The organism is Actinomadura sp. 3N508 (genome assembly GCF_044326375.1).
In the GTDB taxonomy this organism is placed as follows: Bacteria; Actinomycetota; Actinomycetes; order Streptosporangiales; family Streptosporangiaceae; genus Spirillospora.
In genome coordinates this window covers 203,359-224,965 of record NZ_JBIRAX010000012.1, presented here as the reverse complement: position 1 = coordinate 224,965, position 21,607 = coordinate 203,359, and the positions used below count along the sequence as shown (strand labels likewise).

Sequence of the window (21,607 nt, the reverse complement as noted above, 5' to 3'; positions counted from 1 at the left end):
TGGCGGCGCATTGCCGTCCAGGCGGGCGAGACTCACAAGTGCGGACAAATACGAACGCGATCTTGAAACGGTCCAGACTTCGGTCACCAGCCGCCCGGCTGCCGGGGGGCGTGCGGGCTCGCGGACCGTGAGCCGGCACCAGATGTCTGTTGTGTGTACTAATACACAGTTGGTGCCCGGCACCCGGCTACGCTGTATCGTTGCGCGCAACCTTGGCCCGAACTCGCGGCAAGGAGACACGGTGACAGACGAACAGCAGCGCATCGTCGACGAGTTCTCACGAAATCTGTTCGACGCCTACGGCAGATCGGGGATCGCCACCTTCAGCGAGCTCGAAAAGCGTTTGAACGCGACCGCGAAAAAGGCGGGTCCCGGCGGGCCCGGGATCACCAATCTGAGCAGGACGGCCGCATGGTCGACCCTCAAGGGCAAACGAAAGCAACTCCCCACCTGGGACCAGGTCGCCCTTCTCCTCCATGTTTTCCGTGCGGCGGCCGCGGAGCGGAACATCGACCCTTCGCGAGTCGGAAACCTCGACGAATGGAAGCTCAAGCACGAGACGGCGGCGGCCGCCTTTCGCGCGGCGGCGAAATCACCGGCGCCGCGCATTCCGGCGAAAACGGCCGCCGACGCGGGCGAGCCCGCCATGCCGGCGGGCGGCGCGCAGGTCTGGTGGAGCGACTATTCCGATATCGTCCCCGCGGGGCTTGAACGGTATCTCAATCATGAACCGCTGTCCGATCTCATCTTCTGCTACAGCCATTTCGATATCCCTGGCCTGCTCCAGACACCCGAATACGCGGCCGAGATCTTCCAGCAGCGGTACGGGCACGAATCGCAGGAGCGGCTCGCGCGCCGCGTCCAGCTGAGGATGCACCGGCAGCGGCACCTCAACCGCCGCAAGGGGCGGCCGCGCATGTGGGCCGTTCTCAACGAGGGCGCGCTGCGGTCCGGCCTGGTGAGCGCGGCGACGATGCGAGCACAGGTCCGTCACCTTCTGAAGCTGGAACGGCATGTGTGCATCCAGATCATTCCCGTGTCCCATCCGGCGCACGATTCGGCCGACGGGCCCATTACGATCTTGCGGTTCGAGTCGCTCCAACTCCAGGATCTCGTGTATCTGGATCATGCCGGCGGCGCCCTCTACCCGTCAGACGAGAAAGACGTCGGGCACTACCTGCACGCGTTCCAAAAACTCGGTCTCGCCGCGCTGAAGCCCGGGCCGTCCGAGGCGCTCCTGCGCAGTCTTGAAACGGAGACCAAGTAACATTCTTGTCCACCGGGGCGGCAGGGGTTGCCTGCACCTTCCCGCATACCCAGTATGGGTGGGTACCGTCCAGACGCCCCGGTGGAGACCAGGATGAGCAGCGACGACGAATTCTTCAACATCGCCGAACAGGAGCACGCCGCCGGTATAGACAGATCCATACCGCATTCGGCGCGAATCTGGAACTACTGGCTCGGCGGCAAGGACAATTTCCCGGTCGACCGCGCGGCGGGCGATCAATACGTGGAGACGTTCCCGGGCATCATCGCGATCGCGCGCCTCACCCGCCACTTCCTCAAACGTTCCATCCGCTTCCTGGCCGAGGACGCGGGCATCCGCCAGTTCCTGGACGTGGGCACCGGCCTGCCCACCGTCGACAACACCCATGAGGTCGCCCAGCGCATCGCGCCGGACGCCCGCGTCGTCTACGTCGACAACGACCCCCTCGTGCTTCTGCACGCGCACGTACTCCTCACCAGCACCCCCGAAGGCACCACCGAGTACGTCGAAGCCGACATGCGCGACCCGCAGGCGATCCTGGAAGGTGCGGCACGGACGCTTGACCTGTCCAAACCCGTCGGCCTGACCTTCATGGGCGTCCTCGGCCACGTCGAGGACGACGAGCAGGCCGCCGCCACCGTGGCGCACCTGATGGACGGCCTGGCGCCGGGCAGCCACCTGGCCATCGGCGACGGCGCCAACACCATCTCCGCCGAATTCGCCGAGGCGCAACGCACCTACGACGAGGGCGGCTCGGTTCCTTACAAACTCCGCTCGGAAGACCAGATCCGCCGGCTCTTCGACGGCCTGGATCTCCTTCCCCCAGGAATCGTCCCCTGCCTGGATTGGCGTCCTGAAGTCACCCCGGTCGAACCCCCGCCCGCCATCCAGCCCCTGGCGGGAATCGCACGCAAGGGCGGGTAATCCGTACCGGGGCGCGACTCCCCCGGAGCCGCGCCGGGCAATCGTCAGGGCCGGCTCATGGTGATGGGGCTACCGTGTCGGCATGGAATCAGATATCGACGGCCCGCCTGGGAAAGTCGCACCCTCTCGACGCCGGGTCTGGAGAGGGCTTTCCTTAGCAGCGGCGGCCCTTAGCGCTTTGGGCACCTTGATTTTCTGGCAGATGGGCGTCCTCGACGATCGGGCGACCGCCGCCACAAGGCGAGCATGTGAAATGGATCCGTCGTCAGCGCAATGGACGAAAGGATTCCCCTTCATTGTCCCAGTGTTCGTGCTGATTACACTGTCGCTGGCACTGGTCTTGGCCATTACCGTGCTGGTCGGCGCACCGAAGTCGTCCGCGTGGACCAGGCTGGTCAGCGTATGCGCGCTTTGCCTGGCCCTCTTTTTACTGTTCCCGGTCGCATTGAAGGTCGATGAGTACGACGACTATCCCGGCGCAGATGTCTCCACTCTGAATGGTCCGTGTGCCCCTTGAGCCGATCGCCCGGCGAGGAGCGGTTGCGTTACGGTGGCGAGCATGGGACTGGACGTCGAGAGAGCGTTACGGGAACAGATCGCCTACTACCGGGCACGTGCGCCGGAGTACGACCGGGAGTACGCCGAGCGGAGCGATGACATGCGACTCCTGCTGCCGGTGTTCAACGAGTTTCCGATCGTCGGGGACGTCCTGGAGCTCGCCTGCGGCACCGGGCAGTGGACGACCCTTCTGGCTCCTCGGGCGCGTTCCCTGACCGCCGTCGATGCGGCTCCCGAGACGATCGCCATCGCCCGGGAGCGGGTCGCGCCCGCGCAGGTCGAGTTCGTTTGTGCCGATCTGTTCGACTGGCGCCCGGCGCGGACGTACGACACGGTCTTCTTCGCCTTCTGGCTCTCGCACGTCCCACCGAGCCTTTCGCCCCGCTTCTGGCAGATCGTGGCGGACGCTCTAGCCCCCGGCGGCAAGGCCGTCTTCATCGACAACGGGCCGGGCGAAGCCGCGATCGAGGAGGTTCTGGCCGGGGACGAGGTCCCCGCGGTACGGCGCCGGCTGGACGACGGCAGCGAGCACCGGATCGTCAAGGTGTTCCATGAGGCCGACCAGCTCGTCCGGGATCTGGCGGGGTGGGGCTGGACGGGCGACGTGCAGCCGGTCGGCCCCAACTTCATCGCGGGCGTCGCCGAGCCGCGGGCCGCCGAGCCGGGATCGCCGAGCCGGGTGGTCCAATGAGCGGAACCCGGGACGGAGCGCGGCCTACGAGCACGCGCATCTCGTCGACCTGGCACAGCGCCCAGCCACACGGGCCCGTTCTCGGGATCATGGCCGATGAGGCGGCGGCGATACCGCCGGTGTCGTCCGGCTGGGCGACGGCGACCGGCGAGGCGATCTTCATCCGGGTCGCCCAGTGGGTCAGGGAGCAGATCGTCAGGTTCGAGCTGTGGGACGGCGAGCCGCCCCCGCCGCCGGACGATGACCTGCCGGAGACCGAGGAGACCCACACCATCACCGTCCCCACCGGGAAGCTTGCGTTCAACGGGCGGCGGGGGCTCGTCCGGAACGTGTTCACCGTGCGCCCCGGCCGGTATCACGTACGCGTCGCCGGACGTCATCGCGAGCTGGCCGCCAGAGGCGGCGACTTCGGCGGGCTGGAGAACTACACCGTCCAGCTGTGGCCGGAGACCGTGGACAACGCGAGTGGCCTCGTCGCGGCCACGCAGCGGGTGGCGATGACCGGCTACGGCGTATTCGCCTTCTACGACGACGGAGGCGACACCCCCGAGCCCGAAATCTCCGATGGCTGGTTCTCCGCGACGCGCGGCGGGGTGGAGATCCGCCCCATGTGCCAGCTCCCGGAACCCGGTATGCGGTTCGAGCTGTGGAGCGACGCTCCGCCTCCCGACGTGACCGACGCCGGGGACGAGCCGGAGGTGCAGGCTCGGCTGAGCTTCCTGGTGACCCGCGGGTCGATCGGGATGGAGGGCATCGCCACAGGGGCCGAACCGGACGTGTTCGAGCTGCCGCCCGGCTGGTACCACGTCCACCTGCTCGGCTACCGCCGCAGCGTCATGCCCGCCATCGAGAAGGACCTGTACGCCCGGGACATCGCGCCCGGCGACGAGGAGTGGGAACGCGCCGAGGGCATCGAGCTGTACGTGGCGAGGTTCTGGCCAGACCAGGAGGCGGAGGCCGAACGACGCCATGCCGCCGCAGCGGAACGGCCACCGGAACGCGACGAGCGTCTCGAAGCCATCCGCGCCTGGGCCAAGGTCCGGGGCATGAAGGTCAACGACTCAGGGCCGCTCCCCGCCGCGATCATCGCCATGTACGAGGCCAGCCACTAGTTCGCGGCGGTCTTCTCCCGAGCGGATCCCCTTGCCACTCGGTCACCTTCCTGGAAGCCGGGGCGTCATGGGGCGATAACGTCCGTGGAAGGGGTGTGTGACCGTGAATTCGTCCGAGTTCCTTGCCGTCCGCTTCGAGGAGTACCGGCCTCATCTGAGGGCGGTCGCGTACCGGATGCTTGGTTCGCTGTCCGAAGCCGATGACGCGATCCAGGAGGCCTGGCTGCGGCTGGCCCGGTCCGACGATCGTGAGATCGACAATCTCGGCGGCTGGCTGACCACCGTCGTCGGACGGGTGTGCCTGGACATCCTCCGTGCGCGCAAGCGGCGCGGTGAGGAGTCGCTGGAGGCGCGGCTGCCCGATCCGGTGGTCGGACGGGAGGACGCGAGCGACCCCGAGCAGCAGGCGCTGCTGGCCGATTCGGTCGGGCTGGCGCTGCTGGTGGTGCTGGAGTCGCTCAGCCCGGCGGAGCGGCTGGCGTTCGTGCTGCACGACATGTTCGGGTTGCCGTTCGAGGAGATCGCGCCGATCGTCGACCGGACGCCCGCGACGGCCAAGAAGCTCGCCAGCCGGGCGCGGCAGCGGGTTCGGGGCGCTGCCCCGCCGCCGGACCCGGACCCGGCCGGGCAGCGCCGGGTGGTGGACGCCTTCCTGTCCGCCGCGCGCGGTGGCGACTTCGACGCCCTGCTCAGCCTGCTGGACCCGGACGTGGTCCTGCGCGCGGACGGCGGGGTCCTCGCCGGAGGCCTGCGGGTCCTGCGCGGCGCGGACGCGGTGGCCGGGCAGGCCGCCACCTTCCAGCGGATGGCCACGACCGCCACCACGCACCCCGCGCTGATCAACGGCCTGGCCGGACTGGTCAACACCGTCGACGGGACGCCGATCTCGGTCATGAGCTTCACCGTCGCCGGGGGCCGGATCGCCGGCATCGACATCCTGGCCGACCCCGAACGGCTCGCCCGCCTCGACCTGGCCTCCACCACGGACTGACCGTCCCGTACGCGGCCCCCTCCCGATGACCCCGGTCACCGGAAGGGGGCCGCTGCGCATATGGAGCCCGGGGGCACGCGCCCGCGACGTGCCGAAAAGGCTCCGGAGAAATCCGGTTCAGCGGTCACCTCCGCCGATGCGGGGTCGTCAGTGCGGTGAACGAGCAGATCAGGCGGGCGTGGACGGCCCGCCTCGCTGAAAGGACATCCCATGAACGACACCCTCACCTCCCGGTTCGGCGACCCGCAGCAGCTCGTCCCCGAGCTCGGCGCCGCCAGCGCCGCCCTGTTCAAGATCGCCGGGAACGGGCTGGTCGCGCGGAGCACCATCGGCCTGGTCCACCTGCGTGCGGGACAGCTGGTCGGGAACACCTACCTGACGGTGCTGCACACCGGCAACCTGCGCCGTGCGGACGTGCCGGAGGAGAAGATCACCGCTGTGGCGTCCTGGAAGGACGCGCCCTGCTTCACCGGCGCCGAGCGGGTCGCGCTGGAGCTGGTGGAGGCCGTGCTCACGCCCGCCCCGCAGGGCGAGCGCGTCCCCGACGAGCTGTACGAGCGGGCTGCCGAGCACTACGACGAGGCGGCGCTGGCCACGCTCGCCATGGCGATCGGGCAGGTCGGCTTCTTCATCCCGCTCGCGCTGATCGGCAAGCCGCTGCCGGGCGTCTCCCCGGCCGAGCAGTGGCGCGCCGCCACGGCTAGCTAGCCCTTGAACAACTCCCCAAAAACCGGGTTCCGGGGCGGACGTCCCGTGGTTCGCCCCGGAACCCACCTCCGAGATACGACGACCCTTCCCCTCCTCTAAAGCGGCCTGACAGCCCCCGACGGTTCTGCGCCGTCGCCCTTCCCTCTCGCCGCCCACCCGGGATCGGTGCGCGTGCCCAAGCCGCGCCGACACGATCCCCGTTCCGGCGGGACCCTCAAGGAAAGAAATGATCATGACGTATGCCTCCAGGCGGGGGTTCGCGCTCGCGCTGCTCGCCGCCACCCAGTTCGTCCTGGTGCTGGACGCCTCGATCGTCGGCGTGGCGATGCCGTCGATCGGCACCGACCTGAACATCGCCCCCGACGATCTGTCCTGGGTCGCCAACGCCTACACCCTCACCTTCGGCGGGCTGCTGCTGCTCGGCGGCCGCGCCGCCGACCTGGCCGGCCGGCGCCGCATGTTCATGTTCGGCATGGCGCTGTTCGCGGCCGCGTCCCTGGCCGGCGGCCTAGCGACGAGCGCCGGGATGCTGGTGGCCGCCCGCGCCGCCCAGGGCATCGGCGCCGCCCTGGTGTCCCCGGCGGCGTTGTCGCTGGTCATGACGGTCTTCCCGGCCGGTCCCGAACGCAACAGGGCGATGGGGGTCTTCGGGGCGGTGGCGGGCGCGGGCGGCGCGGCCGGGTCGATCCTGGGCGGCATGCTGACCCAGTGGCTGGGCTGGGAGGCCACGCTGTGGGTGAACGTCCCGATCGGGCTGGCCGCGCTCGCGCTGGCACCGCGGTTGCTGCCCGAGGCGTCCGACCGCACCGCGCGGGGGTTCGATCTGCCCGGCGCGCTGACCGCCACCGCGGGGCTGGCACTGCTCGTCTACACCCTGGTCGAGGCCGGCGACGCCGGATGGACGTCCCCGCGCACGCTCGGCCTGGGTGCGCTGGCCGTGGCGCTGATCGGGCTGTTCTTCCTCATCGAGGCGCGGGCGGCGCACCCCCTCGTGCCCTTGAAGATCTTCCGGCAGCCGGTGCTGCGCGGCTCCAACGTGGTCGCGCTGCTGACCCTGATGGCGATGGCGCCGCTGTTCTTCTACCTGACCTTCTACATGCAGCAGGTCCTCGGCTTCGGCCCCGTCCGGGCCGGGATGGCGCAGCTGCCGCTGGCGCTGGCGATCGCCGTCACCGCAGGCGCGGCGGGCGCGCTCATCGCCCGCCTGGGGCTGCGCGCGACCATGGCGGCCGGGCTCGCAATCACCGCCGCCGGGCTGGCCTGGTTCTCCCGCATGTCCGCCGGCGGCGGTTTCCTCACCGACGTGCTCGGCCCGACGCTGGTGATCGGAGTCGGCGCGGGGCTGGCGTTCGTCACCACCACGGTCGGCGCGACCTCCGCCGCCCGCCCCGAACAGGCCGGTCTCGCCTCCGGGCTGTTCAACACCGCCCAGCAGGTCGGCGGCTCGCTCGGCCTGGCCGCCGTCGTCGCGATCTCCACCGCCCGCACCACGGCGTCCCTGGCCGGCGGCGAACGCGTCGCGGCCGTGGCACTCACCGGCGGCTACCGCACCGGCATGCTCACCGCCGCCGCAGTGGCCCTGGCCGCGAGCCTGCTCACCACCGCCCTGCTACCCCGCCGCACAAACCCCACCCCCGGCCCCGTCACCGAGCCGCCCGGGGACCACCTCCACCCCGGCCCGGACGGGTACCGGGCGATGGACGACGCCGTCACCCCGGCCGTCTCGACCCGGCCGCGTGCGTCAGGGGTCTGAGGGGTCGAGCTGAACGAGGATCATGAAGGTCTTCTCCTCCTCCACGTAGGCCGCGCGGACGTCGTAGCGGGACGGGGGAAGGTCGATCACCAGGTGGTTGCGGGGTTCGAGGGCAGTGCCGGGCCAGGCGGAGTCGAACAGGACGACAGGGCCCGCCACGTCCCAGACCAGGTGCTCCTCCCAGGGGGCGGTGTGGACGCCCCTCTTGGCGGCGGCGACGAGTTCGGCCGCGGAGTCGGCCGCCGCCCAGCGGACGAGGAGGCGTTCCTCTGGGAGGTAGGTGGTGGTGGCGGGCTCGTCGCCGAGGACGAGACCGTCCAGGGCACCGACCTTGACGAGCCCGATGTAGCCCTCGACCGAGCAGGCGCGGCCGTAGTCGCCCCAGGTCTCGACGGGGCCGTCATCGTCGTCCGGGCCGCCGGCCCAGTGCTCGAGCTGGGAGGCGGGCGCCAGCAGCAGCGGCCCCCCGCCGGTCTCGATCCAGTCCACCGATCCGCCTCCCCTCACCCCAGCCGCGCCACCCTACGCCCCCGCACCGACATTTCCCCACAACTTCCTTCTGACCTGGGCCTATGCGACGATGAGAAGGAGTTGCGAGAGCGGTCGGCGCCGCGGAGTCGCACTCCCCCGCGGGCCGGCCGGGAGGGGAGAATGCCATGCGGAAGGTGGCCGACTGCCGGGAGACGCCCAGCGAGATGAACTGCACGCTCACGATCAGCGGCGAGGAGGACGAGGTCGTCCGCGCCGCCGCCGAGCACGCGGCTTCGGTGCACGGGCACGACGACACGCCGGAGTTCCGGGAGGAGATCCGCGGCATGCTCAAGGACGAGCAGCCCGCCATGCACTGACCGGCCGCCGCCATGCACTGACCGGCCGCCGCCATGCACTGACCGGCCGCCGCCATGCACTGACCGGCCGCCGCCATGCACTGACCGGCCGCCGCCATGCACTGACCGGCCGCCGGCATGCACTGACCGGCCGTCGGCATGCGCTGACCGGCCGCCGATGACCGGGCCGCCGTCCGGCGATGAGTTCGGGCGGGTTCGCGGGTCTGTACCTCGAACCCATGAACCGCTCTCTCGCCTGGAGGATTGATGACGGCTGTTCCGTCCACGCTGCGGGTCCCCGACGCGCAGTTGCATTACGAGGTGCGCGGCATCGGGCCGCTCGTGGTGCTCGTCGGCGCGCCCATGGACGCCGAGGCGTTCGAGCCGCTGGCCGAGCTGCTCGCCGCCGACCACACCGTCCTCACGACGGATCCCCGGGGCATCGGCCGGAGCCCGGTCGACGACCCCGCGCAGGACTCGACGCCCCCGCTGCGCGCCCGCGATCTGGCGGCGCTCATCGAGCACGTGGACCTCGGACCGGCCGCCGTGGCGCTGGGCTCCAGCGGCGGGGCGTGCTCCGTGCTGGCGCTCGCGCAGGCCCATCCGGAGCGCGTCCGGGCGGTCGTCGCGCACGAGCCGCCGCTGGTCGAGCTGCTGGACGACCGCGACGAGCTCCACAAGGGCACCGAGGACATGATCGCCACCTACCTCGACGGCGACGTCCTCGGCGCGTGGGGGAAGTTCATGGACCAGGCGAACATCCAGCTGCCGCCGGGCGCGCTGGAGCACATGTTCGGCGGGGACCGTGACCCGCGGCAGCTCGCCGACGAGAGGCGCTGGTTCGAGCACGAGCTGCGCGGCACAACGCACTGGAAGCCCGATACCGTCGCGCTGAAGTCGGTGGCGACGCAGGTCGTGGTCGGCATCGGCGCGAACTCGGGCGGGGAGCTGTGCGACCGCGCGTCCAGGGCGCTCGCGGGCGCGCTCGGCGTCGAGCCCGTGCTGTTCCCCGGCGGGCACATCGGGTTCACCGAGGACCCCGCCGCGTTCGCCGTCCGGTTCCGCGAGGTGCTGGACGCCATCGGCTGACCTTCCCGGCCGTGGCCGGAAGTGGCGCTTTCGCCGTGGGAAGCGGCTCCGCGGACGCCTCAGACCCTACTCTGGGGCGTCCGCTTGGGACCGTTCCGAAGGTAGGCGCACATGGCGTTCCGCACGTTCCTCAGCTCGCTCGGCATCAACGCGCCGGAAGTCACCACGATCCTGGAATCGGACGAGGTCAGGCCCGGTGGAACCGTGCGCGCCCGGGTGGCGCTCAAGGGCGGCGGAGCCGGCGTCCGGGTGGAGCGGATCGCCGTCCAGCTCGTCACCCGGGTCGAGGCGGCGGAGCCGACCGAGAAGAGCTGGGACAACCCGGGGGTGGTCGCGTCCCAGGCCCTTCCGGCGTTCGAGCTGGCGGCCGAGGAGGTCGAGGAGCACCGGATCGCGATCGACGTCCCGTGGGAGATGCCGATCACGCACGCGCTGGGCCGCAGGATGCGCGGGACGCGGGCCGCCGTCCGGACCATCCTCGAGATCGGCAACGCGGTCGACCGGGGCGACTTCGACGAGATCGCCGTGCACGCGCTGCCCGCCCAGGACCTGTTCTTCGGCGCGTACGAGTCGCTCGGGTTCCGGTTCGACGAGGCCGAGGTCAAGACGGGCCGGGTCAACGGCGGGCGGAACCAGACCTCGAAGTTCTGGCAGGAGCTGGAGTTCTTCTTCCCGGCGGACTACGGGCGCGGTCCCGCCGCGCGGCTGGAGACGGTGTTCATCGCCCGCCCCGACTCCCTGGACCTGATCACCGGCCCGCACGGCCCCTACCCGTTCGACTACACGGGCCTGACGCTCGATGCGTGCACCTCCTGGCTGGACGAGCACTGCCGCTCCCTCTGGCAGAACTGAGTCCGCAAAGGCGGGGTGGTGTCGCGGCCAATCGGGAGTAATGACACACTTACTTGAGCTTGTCTCATGGAGGTGTGAATGCCCGCGACCGTCCAGCCCCCCGAGAGCGTCACCTGGCGCGTCCACATCGACCGGTCCATGTGGGTCGGCGGAGTCCGGAGCCTCATGCTGCAGGCGCTGCACCCCATGGCCATGTGGGGCGTCTGGCAGAACTCCAACTTCCAGGAGGACCCGTTCGGACGGCTCCAGCGCACCGCCGACTTCGTCGGGCTCGGCACGTTCGGCAGCCCCGAGGAGATCGAGAAGGCGGCGTTCCGCGTCCGGGAGATCCACCGGAGCCTGCGCATCCTCAACCACGACACCGGCAAGAAGGAGCGGCTCGACCAGCCCGAGCTGCTGCTGTGGGTGCACTGCGCCGAGGTGTACTCCTACCTGGAGGTCGCGCGCCGCGCCGGGCTGCCGCTCACCGGCGCCATGGCCGACAGGTACCTGGACGAGCAGCGCCGGTCCGCGACGTTCGTCGGGCTGCACGCCGAGGACGTGCCCGGCAGCGTCGCCGAGATGGAGGCGTACTTCGCGGAGATGCTGCCCCGGCTCCGGGTGACGGACGAGGCCGCGGCCACCGTCCGGTTCCTGATGTGGCCGGCCATGCCGGAGAACCTGAAGTTCCTCGCGCCCGGAAAGCCCGGCTACTTCCCGTTCGGCGCGCTCTGCTACTACACGCTGCCCGGCTGGGCCCGCAGGATGTACGGGGCGCTGCCCGAGGTGCCGCAACCCGCGGTGACGGCGGCGCTCAGGTCGTTCCGGCTGGCGATGAACTCGATGCCGGAGCGGCTGCACGACTACGCCTTCGCCAAGAACACCCGCGGCATGCTGGAACGTGCCAGGCAGCGCCTGGCGGCGGACGGCTACGACGTCGGCAAGGGCCTCTACGGGCTCCGCGACCCGCGCCGCTGGCCGTCCAGCACCCAGAAGGCCATAGCCACGGCCCCCTGAACGGCTAAGGGACGTCTACCGGGAGGGCGGCCCAGGGCTCCTTGCGCGGGGCCGCTTCCTGGCCTTCCGGGCAGTGGCGGGCGAAGTCGCACCACGAGCACAGGTTGCTCGGACGGGGCGGGAACAGATCGTCGTGCGGGGCGTGGTCGACGTCGGCCGCGGCGTCGCCGGGACGCGGCTTCGGGACCCTCGCGCGGTCCTCTGTGGGGGGACGACCCCCCACACCCCCCGGACGAGCGCGGTACGCCTCGTCCGCCTCTGCCGCCTCCATGGCGATCGACTCGGCGCGGCGGATGTGCCGGGCCAGCGACTCGTCGGTGTGGTCCCACGCCGCGACCTCGCCGGACGGCAGATGGTGCAGCTCGACGCGGTGGCAGGGACGGCGCAGCACGCGGGACGCGGCGACCGCGTAGATCGCGAGGGCCAGCGAACCGCGGGCGTCGTCGGCGGTGAGGACGTGCCGTCCCGTCTTGTAGTCGACGACGACGAGCTCGGTGTCGCGGGCGTCCAGCCGGTCGATGCGGCCAGACACGGCAATGCGGTCGGTGCGGGTCGCGACGGTGCGCTCCACGCCGAGCGGCTCGTCGTACGGGTCGAGGCCCGCGACGTAGCGTTCGGTCATGTCGCGGGCCCGGTCACGCCATTCGGCGGACTGGGCCTCGTCGCGGAAACCGTCCGTCAGCCAGCCCCGGACGAGCAGCGTCCCGGCCGCCTCGGGGGTGCGCTCGTGCACGGGCAGCCGCCACCAGCCCGCGAGCGCGTTGTGGACGCTGGAGCCCACGCTGTTGTGCGCCCAGCGCGGACCCTTCGACGGCATGGGGCGATCCAGGTACGTCATCCGGTAGCGCCGCGGGCAGTCGAGCCACGCGTTCAACCGGGACGGCGTACACGCGTACAGCCGCCGGGGCATGCCCTCTAAGCCGAGCTGCTCCACCGTCAGTCGTCGGACTCCTGCGCCAGCGCGCCCCACGTCTCCCAGCGGGAGTCTTCCTCGCCGACCGTGGTCTCCTCGCCCTGGCCGGGCAGGACCTGCAGGTCTTTCGGCAGCGGGGTCAGCAGCGCGCCGATCGAGTTGAGCTGCTTGCGCAGGTCTTCGTAGACGCCGCCGATGGAGCCGGGACGGCCGCGGTGCAGCGTGTCGCCGGAGAACAGCGAACCGAGCTGCTCGCTGATCACGCAGACGCTGCCGGGCGTGTGGCCGGGCGTGTGCACGATCTCCAGCTGCGCGTCGGCGATCTCGAAGATGCCGCCGTCCTCCAGCCAGATGTCGGGTTCGACGGACCGGAGCGCCTTGGCGTCGTCCTCGTCCTCCTCCTCTTTGGCGAGGCGGGAGAAGAAGTCGCGCCACAGCAGCCGGTCGGCGCGGTGCAGGGCGATGGGTGCCCAGTTCTCCTCGTCTTCCTCGCCGGCGGCGGCGACTTCGAGCACCGCGTTGAGGTGGTGCTCGTTGCCGTCGGTGAGCAGGACGGCCATGACCTCGCGGTCGCCGACCTCGGCGAGGATGGCCTCGGCGTCGTACGCCGGGTCGATCACGATGACCTCGTCGTCGTTACCGACGATGTAGGTGTTGTTCTCGACGTCGTACTCGGTGTCGTCCAGGGTCAGCTTCCCCGACGTCACAACCTGTTCGATGCGCGCGTCCACGAGGGCACCCTACCGTGATTCGCGACCCTGATCTTGCACACGCGGGTCGCCGCCGGACGCACCCGCGACGAGCTGCCCGAACGCCTCCGGATCGGTCGTCTCGGCGCCGAGCCGGTCACCGGTCGGGGCGCCGTGATCGTCGCTGGAACCGGTCGCGGCGAGGCCCAGCGCGGCGGCGAGCTCGCGCAGCCGGGCGCGGTCCTCCGGAACCTGGTCGGGATGGTCGATCTCGATCCCGGCGAGCCCGGCGGCGGCGAGCCGCTCGATCACCGCGTCGGAGAAGACGTAGCCGCCGCGGCGCGCCCGCGGATGCGCGAGGACGCACACTCCCCCGGCCGCGCGGACGAGCTCGATCGCCCGCACCGGGTCCAGCGCGTAGCGTTCGACGTAGGCGCGGCCGTCCTGCGCGATCCATCGCGTCGTGAACGCCTCTTCGTAGTCCTCGATCGCGCCCGCGTCGACCATGGCCCGCGCGACGTGCGGGCGTCCGACCGCCTCACCCTTCGCCAGTGCGCGGACCATGTCCCAGGTGATGTCCACGCCGAGATCGCGGAGCTTGCCGACCATGCCCTGGGCTCTGAGCAGGCGGTCGCCGCGGATGCGCGCGAGTTCGGCCGCGAGGACGGGCTCGCCGGGGTCGAACAGGTAGCCGAGGAGGTGGAGGCTGCGGCCGTCCTGGTTGCACGACAGCTCGATGCCGGGGACGAGGGTCAGGCCGTCCGGCAGCGCGGCGGCGGCCTCGTCCCAGCCCGCGACGGTGTCGTGGTCGGTGAGCGCGAGGACGTCCACCCCCCGCTCCCGCGCCCGCCGGACGACCTCCGCGGGCGGCCGGGTCCCGTCGGAGGCGGTGCTGTGGCTGTGCAGATCGATGCGCATCGTGTGATGGTCTCGCGTCAGTCGTCGAGGCGGGGGCTGTGCGCGCCGTAGGGGAGGTCGAGGTCCATGCCGGGCTCGCGCAGGTCGAGGAGGTTCTGGCGCTCCAGCAGCAGGACGCCGGCGTCGGCGGGCCAGAGCGCCGCCCACAGCCAGTCGCCCATCGCCTCGCCGACGTAGACGGCGCGGTCGGGCCGCTCGCCGACCGACCACATCGGCACCGTGTGGCCGCAGGTGGCCGCCGGGCCGCTGATGTCGATCCGCACGGGCGGGGGGCTGCCGTCGAACACCTCGCCGGGGTCGGCGCCGTCCAGGCCCGCGTAGTGGGCGCCGAGGCCGACGCCGGGCTCCTCGGCGATCAGCACCAGGTCGGCGGGGCCGCTGACCAGGCCCGGCCCGGAGGCGGCGACGGCCGTCGCCCGCGCGCCCGTGCGGTCGTCCCCGACCGTGGCGAAGCCCGTGACGAGCCAGCCCAGCGGAAGGGGCCAGGGCGTCCAGACGGGGACCTTCGCGTCGAGCAGGACGGCGGCCAGCCCGTCCGGGCCGGGTCGCTTGGACGGCTGCCTCGGCAGGACGGCGCCGTGCACCCCGCAGATCCAGTCGCTCGACCAGAGTCCCGGCGGGTGCACGGGACCCGCACACCGCGGGCAGGTGGGCTCCGCCCTCATGCCTACCCACCCTGCGCGGCGACGTCCCGGTTCGTCAAGTTCGGCCGGGTCGGCGGCCGGGCAAGGCGCGGCAATATGGGGGCATGCGCGTGCGTTGCGTCGGCGGGATCGTCCGGGACGGGGACGGCCGGCTGCTCATGGTGAGGCGGGGGCGCCCGCCGGGCGAGGGCCTGTGGTCCATCCCGGGCGGGCGCGTCGAGCCGGGCGAGGACGATCCGGCGGCGGTCGCGCGGGAGCTGAAGGAGGAGACCGGCCTGGACGTCGTCGCCCGCGGGAAGGTCGGGTCGGTGGAGCGGCCGGGGCCGGAGGGCGTCGTCTACGAGATCCACGACTACGCGGCGGCGGTCATCGGAGGGATCCTCCGGGCCGGGGACGACGCGTCCGAGGTGCGGTGGATCCCGCCGGAGGAGCTGCGAGACCTCCCCGTCACGGACGGGCTGCTGGACGCGCTCGTCCTGTGGGGGCTGCTATGAGACCCGGGTTGCTATGAGACGGAGGTCGGCTGGGGCGTGCCGGTGACGGGGACGTCGTCCTCGTCCTCCGGGCCGGCCGTGACGGTCTGGACCCGCATCCGCCGCGCCAGCCAGACGACGGCCGCCGCGTACAGCGCCATCGGGACGACGTCGGCCACGACGACCTGCCACGGCACGCTGCCCTGCTCGATGTCCAGCTCGCCGATGGCCGCGGAGAACAGGAACGCCATCAGGTTGTTGAACACGTGCAGCGCGATGCTCGCCTCCAGGCCGCCCGTCCGCACCGCGAGCCAGGCGGCGATCGCGCCGAAGGCGAAGATGTCGAGGATGCCCCAGCTCGTGTAGCCGTGCCCGGACGTGAACAGCGCCGAGCCGACGACGATCGCGGGCCACGGCGTGCGGAACAGGACGCTGAGCGCGCGCCCGGCGCGCCGCTTGGCGTTCTCCAGCGTGCAGGCGCCCACGGCCTGGAGCATCCAGCCGCGGAACACGTACTCCTCCGCCGCCGACTGGAACGGCACCAGCAGCACGATCGCGATCGCCGGGATGATGAAGTCGTCCCAGCCGACCCAGTGCTCGTCGCCGCTCGACTGGTCGTCCATGGAGACGCCCGCCAGGATCGACGTCCCGTAGGACACGACGCAGAACAGGATCGCGAGGCCGCAGCACGCCAGCATCCAGCGCCAGCGAAGGCGCCCGGCGACCGACGACAGCGTGCCGGGACGCCGCCGCTGGATCCCCCACGCCGCGAACAGCGCCACCGGCAGGAACACCGCGAGCGCCGCCAGGTTGAACGCGAGGTCGGCCGTCTCGTTCCCGAAGATCAGTTCGCTGTCCGAACCGGACGCCTCGGGCAGCTCCCCGGTCGCCGCCACCCGGATGATCATCCCGACGATCATGAGCCCGAGGGCCAGGCCCGTACCGGCGGCCACGATCGCCAGCGTCCCCACAAGCGGGCGCCACCACCGGTGCATCTCGGTGCGGGCCAGCCGGTGGAACGGGGACCCCTTCGGCGCCTCGACCGTCCAGGGCCGCTTCACGGGCGGCGCGCCGTACGCGCCGTATGGTGCGCCGTACGCGTGCTCATAGGGGCCGGGAGCGTAAGGCGCCTGCGGGTACTGGGGCGGGCCGTACTCCTTGCTCAATCCGACCGGCTGCGGCTGAGGCGGGGACTGCGGCTGCCCGGAGCTCGGCTCCGGTGGACGGCCGTCGGGCAGGTCGGGGTCGAGCGGGGCCCAGCCATCGGCGTCCCCTTGTTCTGACACGTGCGACCCTCCCGTAATGCCTCGCCTACGTGGGACGAATCGTACGGGGTGTCAGTTCCCCGGTGAGGCATCTCCAAGCGCCGCGTCGCCCACGCTCCGCGATCGGGTCATCCCGGCCGCGCGGCCCTTCGCGGCGACGACGAGCGCCATCTTCCGGGACGCCTCGTCGATCATCTCGTCGCCGAGCCGGGCGGCGCCGCGCCCCTCGACGGTCACGGAGTGGTCGTAGGCGTCGAGGATCCGCTCGGCGCGGTCGTAGTCGTCCTGGGACGGGGAGAACACCGCGTTCCCCGCCTCGATCTGCGCCGGGTGCAGCACCCATTTGCCGTCGAAGCCGAGCGCGGCGGCGCGCTCGGCGACCCGCGTGAACGCGTCCACGTCCTTGATGTTGAAGTACGGGCCGTCGATGGCCTGGAGGCCGTGGGCGCGGGCGGCGATCAGGATCCGCATCAGGATGTGGTGGTAGGCGTCGCCCTCGGTGTAGCCGGGCGGCTGCTCGCCGACGACGAGGGTCTTCATGTTGAGGGACGCCATCAGGTCGCCCGGCCCGAGCACGAGCGACTCCAGCCGGGGCGAGGACGCGGCGATGGCGTCGGCGTTGACCATGGCGCGGGCGTCCTCGATCTGGGCCTCGATGCCGATGCGGCCCGCGGGCAGGCCCATGGCCAGCTCGATCTGGGTGAGGAGCCGGTCGAGCCACTGGACGTGCCCGGCGTCCTGCGCCTTCGGCAGCATGATCGCGTCGAGGTTGGCGCCCGCGCCCTCCACGACCTCGATCACGTCCCGGTACGCCCACCGGGTGCCGAGGTCGTTGATCCGCACGACCCGCGTCTTGCCGGTCCAGTCGCCCTCGTTCAGGGCGGCGATGACGAGTTTGCGGGCCTCCTCCTTGGCGGACGGCGCGACGGCGTCCTCCAGATCGAGGAGGACCTCGTCTGCCGGGAGGCCCTGCGCCTTCTCGATGAAACGGGGATTACTGCCGGGGACGGAAAGGGTCGTTCGTCGGGCGCGCATGGCCCGGATGCTATCCGGGCGATATGAGACCCTCGTGACATGGGTGAGCTGAACGCGGCGCTGGTGGAGGAGGCGGCCAAGAAGTCGGGGCTGCTGTGGCTGGATCTGCCCGGCCTTCCGCAGCCGAGGGCCGCCTGGCATCTGTGGCACGAGGGGTCGGCGTACGTGCTGACCGGCGGGGAGGGCGAGCAGCCGCTGCCCGGCCTGCCGGAGGCCGCGCAGGCCCGGCAGCGGGTCACCGTGATCGTGCGCAGCAAGGACAAGGGCGGGCGGCTGGTCACGTTCGCCGCCGACGCCGAGCTGGTCGAGCCCGGGTCGGAGCTGTGGGACGCCGTCACGCCGCCGATGGCCAAGGACCGGCTGAACGCCGGGTCCCACGAGGGCCAGGTGGAGCGGTGGGCGACCGAGTCGTGGATCGTCCGGCTCACCCCCGCCGAGGAGGTCGCGGAGGCGGCGGAGGAGTACGCGACCGTGCGTCCCGTCCCGACGCCCGCGACGACGGCGGGCACGCCGCCGCGGCTGTTCGGCGGCAAGCGCCGCCACGTCGACCGCTGACCCCGGGGGCCTACATCGGCAGATGGCGGCCGCTTGCGATCGAGGCCAGCTTGTCGGGGTTGGCGACGAGGTGCACGGCCCGGATGTGGCCGTTCTCGTCCAGGTCCACGCTGACCGTGCCGATCGGCCGGCCGCCCGGGCCCTCCACGATGAGGGCGGGCTCGCCGTTGAGGTCGGCGCTCCTGATCCGCATGTCCTCCGGCTCGACGCCCGCGTACGGCCGCCCGGTGATGGCGCTGAGCCAGCGGGCCACCTTCTGGTCGCCGTGGATGACGCGCAGCGGGGCCCTGACCTTGCCGCCGCCGTCCGTCCAGAGCGTCACGTCCGGGGCGAGGACCTCCATGAGCCGGTTGATGTCGCCGCCCAGCACCGCCTCCATGAACCGCTCGGTCGCGGCGCGCCGCTCCGCGCCGCCGGTCTCGAAGCGCGGGCGGCGCGCCTCCACGTGCTTGCGGGCGCGGGTGCCGAGCTGCCGCACCGACACCTCGGAGCGGTCCAGCGCCTCCGCGATCTCGGCGTACGGGTAGCCGAAGACCTCCTTGAGGACGAAGACCGCCCGCTCCAGCGGGCTCAGCGTCTCCAGGACGACGAGCATCGCCATCGACACCGACTCCGCCAGCTCCGCGCCCTCGGCGGCGACGTCCGGCGAGGTCAGCATCGGCTCGGGCAGCCACGGCCCGACATAGGTCTCGCGCTGCGCGCGCGCCGACCGGAGCCGGTCGAGCGCGACGTTGGTGGTGATCCGGACGAGGTAGGCCTTCGGGTCGGCGACGGCCGACCGGTCGGCCGCCGACCAGCGCAGCCAGGCGTCCTGGACGGCGTCCTCCGCGTCGGCGGCGGTGCCCAGCATCCGGTACGCGACCGCGAACAGCAGGCTGCGGTGTTCCTCGAACGGCTCGGTCATGACGTCGCTCACGCTGCACAGCCTCTCATGGGGTCCCGCGCCCCGTATCACCCCCCTTTGTCCCGGATCAGCGGGTCGATCATGGGTAGTGTCCGGACCATGAGCGGAGCTCCGACACGGGTGTTCATCGCCCGGCTCGCGGGCGTCGCGGTGTTCGACCCGGCCGGTGACCAGGTCGGGCGCGTCCGCGATGTGGTGGTCGCGCTGCGCCTGGCGCCGCGGCCGCCGCGGGTGCTGGGGCTGGTGGTGGAGGTCGCCTCGCGCCGCACCGTGTTCCTGCCGATCACCCGGGTGACGGTGTTCGAGGCGGACGCGGTGATCTTCGACGGGCGGCTGAACGTCCGCCGGTTCCAGAAACGCGAGTCGGAGACGCTCGTCATCGGGCAGATGCTGGACCGGACGGTCCGGTTCCGCGACACCGGCGAGTCCGTCTCCGTGGTCGACGTCGCCATGGAGCCGACCCGCACCCGCGACTGGCTGATCGGGAAGGTCGCCGTCCGCCGCAGGACGGGGCGTGGACTCCGCAAACGCGGGGAGAGCCTCGTCGTGAACTGGGACGACGTCGAGGGGTTCGCCGCGGTCGAGCACGGGCAGGGCGCCGCCGGGCTGATCGCCGCGTTCGAGCGGATGAAGCCCGCCGACCTCGCCAACATCATGCACGAGCTGCCGGAGAAGCGGCGCGCGGAGGTCGCGGTCGCGCTCGACGACGAGCGGCTCGCCGACATCCTGGAGGAGCTGCCGGAGGACGACCAGATCGAGATCCTCGGCAAGCTCGGCGTGGACCGGGCCGCCGACGTCCTGGAGGCGATGGGCCCCGACGACGCCGCCGACCTGCTCGGCGACCTGCCCACCGAGCAGCGCGAGCAGCTGCTGATGCTGATGGAGCCGCACGAGGCCGCGCCGTTGCGGCGGCTGCTGACCTACCCGGACCAGTCGGCGGGTGGGCTGATGACGACCGCGCCGGTGGTCGTCGCGCCCGACGCGACCGTCGCCGAGGCGCTCGCGCTGATCCGCCGCCCCGACCTGAACCCGGCCCTCGCCGCGCAGGTGTACGTGTGCCGCCCGCCGACCGCGACGCCGACCGGCAGGTTCCTCGGCACCGTGCACTTCCAGAAACTGCTGCGCGAGCCACCGCCGACGCTGGTCAGCGGCATCGTGGACGCCGAGCTCGACACGCTGCGGCCCACCATGTCGCTGGAGGCCGTCGCGATGTTCCTGGCCACCTACAACCTCGTCGCGGGCGCCGTCGTGGACGAGAACGGCCACCTGCTGGGGTCGGTGACCATCGACGACGTCCTCGACCACCTGCTGCCCGAGGACTGGCGCGAGACCGTGATGGACGCGAGCGCGGACGAGGCCGCCGACCGGGATCCCGAAGAAGAGGCGCTCCGGGGGGACACGCAATGACGACACGCCAGATGCCCGCTCGCCTGGACCAGCCGCGGGAGATCCGCCGGACGCTCGTGCCGCGCGTCCACTACGACCCCGAGTCCTTCGGGCGCCTGTCGGAACGGATCGCGAGGTTCCTCGGGACGGCCCGGTTCCTCGTCTACATGACGGTGTTCGTCACCGTGTGGATCGTGTGGAACCTGGCGGCGCCGTCGTTCCTGAAGTTCGACCCGTACCCGTTCATCTTCCTGACCCTGATGCTGTCGCTGCAGGCGTCGTACGCGGCGCCGCTGATCCTGCTCGCGCAGAACCGGCAGGACGACCGCGACCGCGTCCAGTACGAGCAGGACCGTTCCAGGAACGAGCGGAGCATCGCCGACACCGAGTACCTGACCCGGGAGATCGCCGGGCTGCGGGTCGCGCTCAGCGAGGTCGCCACCCGCGACTTCCTGCGCTCCGAGCTCCAGCAGATCATGCGGGAGCTGGACGCCAAGGACGGCCACCGCTGAGCGGCTGCGCGGGGATCTTCTCGTCGGCGAGCTTGTCGAGGATGGCGCCGAGGGTGCGCAGGTCGGGCTCGTCCAGCCTGCTGAGCACGTAGTCGCGGACGCCCTGCCGGTAGGTCGGGGTCGCCTCGCCGAGCCGCACCCGCCCGGCGGCGGTCAGCACGGCGAACAGCCCGCGCGCGTCGCTCGCGCACGACTGCCGGACGACGAGCCCCTCCCGCTGCAGCCGGTCGACGAGCCTGGTCAGGCCGCTGCGCGACAGCAGCACCCGGTCGGCGAGATCGTTCATCCGGAGCCGCCCGGCCGGGGCCTCACCGAGGTGCATGAGCACCTCGTAGGAGCCGAGCGCGAGGTCGTGGCGCTCCAGCAGGTCGGCCTGGAGCCCGCGGGAGATGCGCGCCTGGGCGCGGAGCATGGTCCGCCAGACGATCAGCTCGGTGGCCGAGAGGGCGCCGTTGGTCACGGACCCGATCGTACGGCGGCGCCCCGCACTGTGGGGTGGGACACCCTGATTAGGAGGAGCGGCATCCGGTTCATACGATGGGGGC

General features: G+C 71.6%; 25 protein-coding genes. 16 read left to right on the top strand and 9 right to left on the bottom strand.

What is annotated here, in order from left to right; translation table 11 throughout:
- Positions 1 to 241: 241 nt before the first annotated feature.
- The 8 genes from ACH34S_RS34795 to ACH34S_RS34760 all read left to right on the top strand — a co-directional run bounded on the left by ACH34S_RS34795 (position 242) and on the right by ACH34S_RS34760 (position 8,004).
- Positions 242 to 1,267, top strand: coding sequence for a DUF5753 domain-containing protein (locus ACH34S_RS34795; protein ID WP_395957131.1), 1,026 nt, complete (start codon positions 242 to 244; stop codon positions 1,265 to 1,267).
- Between the two features lie 93 nt (positions 1,268 to 1,360).
- Entirely contained in the window at positions 1,361 to 2,191 is an 831-nt protein-coding gene (locus tag ACH34S_RS34790) for an SAM-dependent methyltransferase (RefSeq protein ID WP_395957130.1), read from the top strand.
- A gap of 82 nt (positions 2,192 to 2,273) precedes the next feature.
- Positions 2,274 to 2,708, top strand: a complete 435-nt coding sequence (locus tag ACH34S_RS34785) for a hypothetical protein (RefSeq protein WP_395957129.1) — start codon at positions 2,274 to 2,276, stop codon at positions 2,706 to 2,708.
- A gap of 42 nt (positions 2,709 to 2,750) precedes the next feature.
- Positions 2,751 to 3,440: a class I SAM-dependent methyltransferase gene (locus ACH34S_RS34780; RefSeq protein ID WP_395957128.1), complete on the top strand. Its 690-nt coding sequence runs from the start codon at positions 2,751 to 2,753 to the stop codon at positions 3,438 to 3,440.
- Between the two features lie 89 nt (positions 3,441 to 3,529).
- Positions 3,530 to 4,552, top strand: a complete 1,023-nt coding sequence (locus ACH34S_RS34775; RefSeq protein ID WP_395957127.1) for a histone-like nucleoid-structuring protein Lsr2 — start codon at positions 3,530 to 3,532, stop codon at positions 4,550 to 4,552.
- A gap of 103 nt (positions 4,553 to 4,655) precedes the next feature.
- Complete coding sequence (locus ACH34S_RS34770; protein ID WP_395957219.1) at positions 4,656 to 5,543, top strand: sigma-70 family RNA polymerase sigma factor; 888 nt, start codon at positions 4,656 to 4,658, stop codon at positions 5,541 to 5,543.
- Between the two features lie 210 nt (positions 5,544 to 5,753).
- The gene (locus tag ACH34S_RS34765; protein ID WP_395957126.1) at positions 5,754 to 6,251 is read left to right on the top strand and encodes a carboxymuconolactone decarboxylase family protein; all 498 of its coding nucleotides are present in this window, start codon (positions 5,754 to 5,756) and stop codon (positions 6,249 to 6,251) included.
- 226 nt (positions 6,252 to 6,477) lie between these two features.
- A complete protein-coding gene (locus tag ACH34S_RS34760; RefSeq protein WP_395957125.1) occupies positions 6,478 to 8,004 on the top strand; it encodes an MFS transporter in 1,527 nt (508 codons plus the stop codon).
- Here ACH34S_RS34760 and ACH34S_RS34755 read toward each other — a convergent pair.
- Positions 7,993 to 8,493: an Imm21 family immunity protein gene (locus ACH34S_RS34755; protein WP_395957124.1), complete on the bottom strand. Its 501-nt coding sequence runs from the start codon at positions 8,491 to 8,493 to the stop codon at positions 7,993 to 7,995. The genes ACH34S_RS34760 and ACH34S_RS34755 overlap by 12 nt on opposite strands.
- 167 nt (positions 8,494 to 8,660) lie before the next feature.
- On the opposite strand from ACH34S_RS34755, the gene ACH34S_RS34750 reads away from it, so the two are divergent.
- The 4 genes from ACH34S_RS34750 (at position 8,661) to ACH34S_RS34735 (ending at position 11,768) form a co-directional block, all read left to right on the top strand.
- Positions 8,661 to 8,852, top strand: coding sequence for a DUF1059 domain-containing protein (locus ACH34S_RS34750; RefSeq protein ID WP_395957123.1), 192 nt, complete (start codon positions 8,661 to 8,663; stop codon positions 8,850 to 8,852).
- A 246-nt stretch (positions 8,853 to 9,098) separates the two neighbouring features.
- Positions 9,099 to 9,920: an alpha/beta fold hydrolase gene (locus ACH34S_RS34745; protein WP_395957122.1), complete on the top strand. Its 822-nt coding sequence runs from the start codon at positions 9,099 to 9,101 to the stop codon at positions 9,918 to 9,920.
- A 111-nt stretch (positions 9,921 to 10,031) separates the two neighbouring features.
- Entirely contained in the window at positions 10,032 to 10,772 is a 741-nt protein-coding gene (locus ACH34S_RS34740; protein ID WP_395957121.1) for a sporulation protein, read from the top strand.
- Positions 10,773 to 10,850: 78 nt separating this feature from the next.
- Positions 10,851 to 11,768, top strand: coding sequence for an oxygenase MpaB family protein (locus tag ACH34S_RS34735; protein WP_395957120.1), 918 nt, complete (start codon positions 10,851 to 10,853; stop codon positions 11,766 to 11,768).
- A gap of 4 nt (positions 11,769 to 11,772) precedes the next feature.
- Here the strand turns inward: ACH34S_RS34735 and ACH34S_RS34730 are convergent, their stop codons facing one another.
- The 4 genes from ACH34S_RS34730 to ACH34S_RS34715 are packed head-to-tail and all read right to left on the bottom strand — an operon-like array spanning position 11,773 to position 14,953.
- Entirely contained in the window at positions 11,773 to 12,678 is a 906-nt protein-coding gene (locus ACH34S_RS34730; RefSeq protein WP_395957218.1) for a RecB family exonuclease, read from the bottom strand.
- A 26-nt stretch (positions 12,679 to 12,704) separates the two neighbouring features.
- Entirely contained in the window at positions 12,705 to 13,412 is a 708-nt protein-coding gene (locus tag ACH34S_RS34725; RefSeq protein WP_395957119.1) for an MBL fold metallo-hydrolase, read from the bottom strand.
- 9 nt (positions 13,413 to 13,421) lie between these two features.
- The gene (locus ACH34S_RS34720) at positions 13,422 to 14,288 is read right to left on the bottom strand and encodes a PHP domain-containing protein (RefSeq protein ID WP_395957118.1); all 867 of its coding nucleotides are present in this window, start codon (positions 14,286 to 14,288) and stop codon (positions 13,422 to 13,424) included.
- A 17-nt stretch (positions 14,289 to 14,305) separates the two neighbouring features.
- Positions 14,306 to 14,953 (bottom strand): DUF6758 family protein, encoded by a 648-nt coding sequence (locus tag ACH34S_RS34715; RefSeq protein WP_395957117.1) that lies wholly within the window; start codon positions 14,951 to 14,953, stop codon positions 14,306 to 14,308.
- A gap of 83 nt (positions 14,954 to 15,036) precedes the next feature.
- On the opposite strand from ACH34S_RS34715, the gene ACH34S_RS34710 reads away from it, so the two are divergent.
- Entirely contained in the window at positions 15,037 to 15,426 is a 390-nt protein-coding gene (locus ACH34S_RS34710; protein WP_395957116.1) for an NUDIX hydrolase, read from the top strand.
- Positions 15,427 to 15,437: 11 nt separating this feature from the next.
- On the opposite strand, the gene ACH34S_RS34705 is transcribed toward ACH34S_RS34710, so the two are convergent.
- On the bottom strand, positions 15,438 to 16,691 hold the full coding sequence (locus tag ACH34S_RS34705; RefSeq protein WP_395957115.1) for a lysostaphin resistance A-like protein: 1,254 nt from the start codon (positions 16,689 to 16,691) through the stop codon (positions 15,438 to 15,440).
- Positions 16,692 to 16,742: 51 nt separating this feature from the next.
- Positions 16,743 to 17,705, bottom strand: coding sequence for an HpcH/HpaI aldolase/citrate lyase family protein (locus ACH34S_RS34700; RefSeq protein ID WP_395957114.1), 963 nt, complete (start codon positions 17,703 to 17,705; stop codon positions 16,743 to 16,745).
- Positions 17,706 to 17,744: 39 nt separating this feature from the next.
- Here ACH34S_RS34700 and ACH34S_RS34695 point away from each other — a divergent pair, with 39 nt between their 5' ends.
- Complete coding sequence (locus ACH34S_RS34695; protein WP_395957113.1) at positions 17,745 to 18,260, top strand: hypothetical protein; 516 nt, start codon at positions 17,745 to 17,747, stop codon at positions 18,258 to 18,260.
- Positions 18,261 to 18,270: 10 nt separating this feature from the next.
- Here the strand turns inward: ACH34S_RS34695 and ACH34S_RS34690 are convergent, their stop codons facing one another.
- Positions 18,271 to 19,176: an RNA polymerase sigma-70 factor gene (locus ACH34S_RS34690; RefSeq protein ID WP_395957112.1), complete on the bottom strand. Its 906-nt coding sequence runs from the start codon at positions 19,174 to 19,176 to the stop codon at positions 18,271 to 18,273.
- An 87-nt stretch (positions 19,177 to 19,263) separates the two neighbouring features.
- Here ACH34S_RS34690 and ACH34S_RS34685 point away from each other — a divergent pair, with 87 nt between their 5' ends.
- Complete coding sequence (locus tag ACH34S_RS34685) at positions 19,264 to 20,571, top strand: magnesium transporter MgtE N-terminal domain-containing protein (RefSeq protein WP_395957111.1); 1,308 nt, start codon at positions 19,264 to 19,266, stop codon at positions 20,569 to 20,571.
- Positions 20,568 to 21,062, top strand: coding sequence for a DUF1003 domain-containing protein (locus ACH34S_RS34680; protein ID WP_395957110.1), 495 nt, complete (start codon positions 20,568 to 20,570; stop codon positions 21,060 to 21,062). Before ACH34S_RS34685 ends, ACH34S_RS34680 begins: the two co-directional genes overlap by 4 nt.
- Here the strand turns inward: ACH34S_RS34680 and ACH34S_RS34675 are convergent.
- Complete coding sequence (locus tag ACH34S_RS34675) at positions 21,025 to 21,522, bottom strand: MarR family winged helix-turn-helix transcriptional regulator (RefSeq protein ID WP_395957109.1); 498 nt, start codon at positions 21,520 to 21,522, stop codon at positions 21,025 to 21,027. The genes ACH34S_RS34680 and ACH34S_RS34675 overlap by 38 nt on opposite strands.
- Between the last annotated feature and the right edge of the window lie 85 nt (positions 21,523 to 21,607).